The sequence below is a fragment of the Nocardia sp. NPDC002869 genome, from assembly GCF_046764065.1.
In the GTDB taxonomy this organism is placed as follows: Bacteria; Actinomycetota; Actinomycetes; order Mycobacteriales; family Mycobacteriaceae; genus Nocardia; species Nocardia rhamnosiphila.
The window spans coordinates 1-3,636 of sequence record NZ_JBKOOL010000281.1 but is presented as its reverse complement, the minus strand read 5'-3'; the positions used below and the strand labels follow the sequence as shown (position 1 = coordinate 3,636).

The following is a 3,636-nucleotide window of genomic DNA, read 5'->3' as shown; positions in this document are numbered from 1 at the left end:
CGACGTCCTCGCCTTCGATTTCCGTTATTTCGGCGCGAGTGGGGGCCGGCCGCGCCAGCGGGTACGGATGTCGGAGCAGCTGGCCGACTACCGGGTCGGCGCGTCCCAGTGTTCCTCCGCGTCCGCATGCCGACCCGGACCTCGAATGCCGACGCAACCCGCATGTGTCGAGTCTTACGAGACACATCAAAGGGTTGAGGCCCGTCTCGCCCCTTGGCCGAAGGTGCTCAATGGTCGCCCTCTATGGACGGCCGACCGCACATCGCATGAGCCGCAGGCGCGAGTCTCGAGGCCGAAACGGCGAGACCAAGGGGGCCTCGACCCCGCGCGCGCCAGCGCGCCGAAGATACAGCCCCCCGCGCGCCGAAGGCGCGGCGGACAACACTGTAAGGTTTACGTGTAATTACGCGGTTCACCAGGTGAAACCATGACATCGGCGCCTCGTTTCGCGAGGCCCACACCGGGTCGCTGCCCGTTCCGCGTTCTCGCTCTCGAAACGTAGGCGCGGCAGGCGTGATCTCGCGGGCGGGGAACGTGAGGCGAGGGGGCCGAGAACCCACGCGCGGCAGCGCGCCACCGACACAGGAGTTATTTCGTGCGCGATATGGTCGAGATCGGAATGGGTAGGACGGCTCGCCGGACCTACGAACTGGACGATGTCGATATCGTTCCGTCGCGCCGGACCCGTTCGGCGAGCCAGGTCTCGCTGGCCTGGCAGCTCGACGCGTACCGATTCGATATCCCGTTCCTCACCCACCCCACCGACGCCCTGGTCTCCCCGGAGTTCGCCATCGAGATGGGCCGGCGCGGCGGACTGGGCGTCATCAACGGTGAAGGTCTGTGGGCGCGGCACGCGGATGTGGCCGCCAAGATCGAGCAACTGCTGGAGCTCGCGGACAAGGGCAGCTATCAGCGGGCCGTGGCCTTCCTCCAGGAACTGCACGCCGCCCCCATGCAGCCCGACCTCCTCGCCGCCGCGGTGGCGCAGGTGCGGGCCGGCGGGGTCACTGTCGCGGTGCGGGTCAGCCCGCAGAACGCCCTGAGCCTGACCCCGGGCCTGCTGCAGGCCGGAATCGACCTGCTGGTGGTGCAGGGCACCATCATCTCCGCCGAACACGTCGGGGACGGCGAACCGCTGAACCTGAAGACGTTCATCGCCGAACTCGATGTGCCGGTGGTGGCCGGCGGGGTGAGCGATCACCGCACCGCGCTGCACCTCATGCGGACCGGTGCCGCCGGGGTGATCGTCGGTTACGGATCGCAGGAGGGCGCGACCACCACGGGCGAAGTCCTCGGTATCGGGGTACCGATGGCCACCGCCATCGCCGATGCCGCCGCGGCCCGCCGGGACTATCTCGACGAAACCGGTGGCCGCTACGTGCACGTCATCGCCGATGGCGATATCCACACCTCGGGTGATCTGGCCAAGGCCATCGCCTGCGGTGCGGACGCCGCCATGCTCGGCGCGCCGCTGGCCCTGGCCACCGAGGCCCCGGGCCGCGGCTGGTACTGGCCGTCCGCGGCCGCCCACCCGTCGGTGCCGCGCGGTTCGCTGCTGTCGCTGGACGAACCGTGGGACCTCGCCGACGAACTGCTCAGCGGGCCCGCGGCCCGCCCCACCCCGGTGCGTCCCAGCCTCGAACAGGTCCTCACCGGGCCTTCCGATGATCCGTTCGGCTCTCTCAACCTGGTCGGCGGCCTACGCCGGTCCATGGCCAAGGCCGGCTACTCCGACCTCAAGGAGTTCCAGAAGGTCGGGTTGAGCGTCCGCGCCTGAGCGGTGCGTCCGTCGGGGCCCGAGCGGGGCGAACGGGCGGTGGGCGGCCGTCCGGCCGGCCCGGGCGGGACGTCGATCGCCGCCCGGCGGCCGCTTCTCGCCCGTCTCGGTGAGTCACCGCGGCGCCTCCGGGAAACGGCAGGTCGGCGCGGGCCGGGTCCCGAGGTGACCGACCTCGAGGGCCCGCGGAGCCAGCACTAGAATCATGCGGGTGACGCATTCCCAGAGACCCGTACTCGTTGTCGACTTCGGTGCGCAATACGCGCAGTTGATCGCCCGCCGGGTCCGGGAGGCGAAGGTGTACTCCGAGGTGGTGCCGCATACCGCCACGGTCGCCGAGATCGCCGACAAGCAGCCCCTCGCGGTGATCCTGTCCGGCGGCCCGGCCAGTGTGTACGCCGAGGGGGCGCCCTCGCTCGATCCGCGGCTGTTCGATATCGACGTGCCGGTCTTCGGGATCTGTTACGGATTCCAGGCGATGGCGCAGGCGCTGGGCGGCACCGTGACCAACACCGGGACCCGTGAGTACGGGCGCACCGAACTCGATATCGACGGTGGCCTGCTGCACGAGGGTCTGCCGGGTATCCAGCCGGTGTGGATGAGCCACGGCGATGCGGTCACCGACGCACCGGAGGGTTTCACGGTCACCGGTACGACGGTGGGCGCGCCGGTCGCGGCGTTCGAGCACCGGGCGCGCCGGCTGGCGGGCGTGCAGTACCACCCCGAGGTGCTGCACTCGCCGCACGGCCAGCAGGTCCTGAGCCGCTTCCTGCACGAGATGGCCGGGATCGCGCCGACCTGGACAGCGGCCAATATCGCCGAGGTCATGATCGAACAGGTGCGGGAGCAGATCGGTGACGGGCACGCGATCTGCGGACTTTCCGGCGGAGTGGACAGCGCGGTGGCGGGCGCCCTGGTGCAGCGCGCCATCGGCGACAGGCTGACCTGTGTGTTCGTCGATCACGGGCTGCTGCGCGCGGGCGAACGCGAGCAGGTGCAGCGGGATTTCGTGGCGGCCACCGGGGCTCGGCTGGTCACCGTGGACGCGGTGGACAAGTTCCTGGGCGAGCTGAAGGGCGTCACCGACCCGGAGGAGAAGCGCAAGATCATCGGCCGCGAATTCATCCGGTCCTTCGAGGACGCGGTGGGTGAGGTCGTGGGCGAACAGACGGCCGGCGATGCGGCCCCGACGGTGGAGTTCCTGGTCCAGGGGACGCTGTACCCGGACGTGGTGGAGTCCGGTGGGGGCAGCGGCACGGCGAACATCAAATCGCATCACAATGTGGGCGGGCTGCCCGAAGACCTGGAGTTCGAGCTGGTCGAACCGCTGCGGCTGCTGTTCAAGGACGAGGTCCGGGCGGTCGGCCGGGAGCTCGGGCTGCCGGAAGAGATCGTGGCCCGGCAGCCGTTCCCGGGCCCGGGTCTGGCGATCCGGATCATCGGTGAGGTCACCGAGGACCGGTTGCGTACCCTGCGGCAGGCCGACGCCATCGCGCGCGAGGAACTGACCGCGGCCGGTCTGGACGGGCAGATCTGGCAGTGCCCGGTGGTGCTGCTCGCGGATGTACGCAGTGTCGGTGTGCAGGGCGACGGCCGCACCTACGGGCATCCCATCGTGCTGCGGCCGGTGTCGAGTGAGGACGCGATGACCGCGGACTGGACCCGGTTGCCCTACGAGGTGCTGGAACGTATCTCCACCCGGATCACCAACGAGGTCGCGGAGGTCAACCGGGTGGTATTGGATGTGACGAGCAAGCCCCCGGGCACCATCGAGTGGGAGTGACGACGAACCGGCCGGACCTGTACAGGTCCGGCCGGTTCCGTTCGTACGAGGTGTCCGGTGCACAGAGAAAAGAAAA

The 3,636-nt window shown here is 69.6% G+C and carries 2 protein-coding genes; both read left to right on the top strand.

Features of this window, described 5'->3' with window-relative positions; genetic code table 11:
- Window positions 1-595: 595 nt before the first annotated feature.
- Window positions 596-1,777, top strand: a complete 1,182-nt coding sequence (locus ACLML9_RS28090) for a GuaB3 family IMP dehydrogenase-related protein (RefSeq protein WP_411948325.1) — start codon at window positions 596-598, stop codon at window positions 1,775-1,777.
- A 205-nt stretch (window positions 1,778-1,982) separates the two neighbouring features.
- Window positions 1,983-3,560 carry a glutamine-hydrolyzing GMP synthase gene (guaA, locus tag ACLML9_RS28085; RefSeq protein WP_411948324.1) on the top strand — a complete coding sequence of 526 codons (1,578 nt, stop codon included), beginning with the start codon at window positions 1,983-1,985 and terminating at the stop codon, window positions 3,558-3,560.
- Window positions 3,561-3,636 lie beyond the last annotated feature (76 nt).

Bases quoted from the DNA above. Each gene is read 5' to 3' on its own strand.
- guaA (WP_411948324.1), top strand. From the start codon at position 1,983: ATGCGGGTGACGCATTCCCAGAGACCCGTACTCGTTGTCGACTTCGGT.